Here is a 986-nt window from a genome sequence, read left to right on the forward strand (position 1 = left end):
TGACCGTCGCCCCCCATGAACACGGCGTGATCCGCCTGTTCGCGCTGGACATGCGCCCGGAAGAGGCCAAGTTCCTGCGCGAACCCGGCGCGGCCGATCAGGTTCTGGGTGTCGATGGTCTGGACGCCGATCAAATCGACATTTTCCCGGTCTCCGACCTCGAAGACCTTGGGCTTTATGGCTATCTGCACGAGGGCGGCGGCGTGTCCGAGGATCAATTGGATCGCAGCATGCTTGAAGCCATCGAAGGCTGGGTCTTGGTTGTCCGCAGTGCGGCCTTTGGCGGGCGCGCAGCGCAACTGAACCCTGATCCTCGCCTGCATTTGCTGGGTCTTTTCACCGAAGAGTCCACGAACTGGACCGGCGGTGCAATCGAAACCGAAAGCGCCAAGCCTTTCTCGGCCCCGCAGATGCCCATCGACAACGATGCCCCTCGCCGTGTCGGATCGGCCCTGATGGCGGTTCTCGCCCTGCTCGTTATCGGAGGTGCCCTATGGCTTATCCTGTAACCTTCACCCCGGACAAACGCGCCTATATCCAGACCAACCTGACCCTCGCCGCCATTGCGATGGCGGGCGCGATGCTGGTGCTGTGGTTGATCGGCAACCCCTATGTCTGGACCGGCGCGCCAGCCGGGCTGGCCGCTATCGGTTTTCGCGCCTGGTATCTGGCCTCGGAGGAGTTGAACAATACGTGGGAATTGTCTGACACCACCCACACCGGCCCGGGCCCTCGGGTTATCGCGCTGAACCAGATCGAAGCCGTCAATACGATGGGCAGCTTTGTTCAGGTTGTGACACGGGGCGGCGACAAGCACCTCATCAAATACCAGGCGAACCCTGCCGCCACCAAGGCCGCTATCGAAAGGGCCGCGGGATGAGCGACGGGTGGTGGCGAACACATATCCCTGCGGGCGAAGAGGTCCTCTGGACCGGGCAACCGCATCAAGGATATTTTCCGCCCCATGTGGGGTGGGCTTACCGGAT

The 986-nt window shown here is 62.2% G+C and carries 2 protein-coding genes; both read left to right on the top strand.

The genetic code is table 11. The features are described from left to right. A partial coding sequence (locus ACR0JW_RS23855) for a hypothetical protein (RefSeq protein ID WP_480714612.1) occupies nucleotides 1-509 on the top strand: 509 nt, incomplete at its 5' end. Further along, nucleotides 494-880, top strand: a complete 387-nt coding sequence (locus ACR0JW_RS23860; RefSeq protein WP_480714613.1) for a hypothetical protein — start codon at nucleotides 494-496, stop codon at nucleotides 878-880. The genes ACR0JW_RS23855 and ACR0JW_RS23860, both read left to right, overlap by 16 nt. Nucleotides 881-986 lie beyond the last annotated feature (106 nt).

The sequence above is a fragment of the Ruegeria sp. BG6 genome, from assembly GCF_056538465.1.

Bases quoted from the DNA above. Each gene is read 5' to 3' on its own strand.
- ACR0JW_RS23860 (WP_480714613.1), top strand. From the start codon at position 494: ATGGCTTATCCTGTAACCTTCACCCCGGACAAACGCGCCTATATCCAG.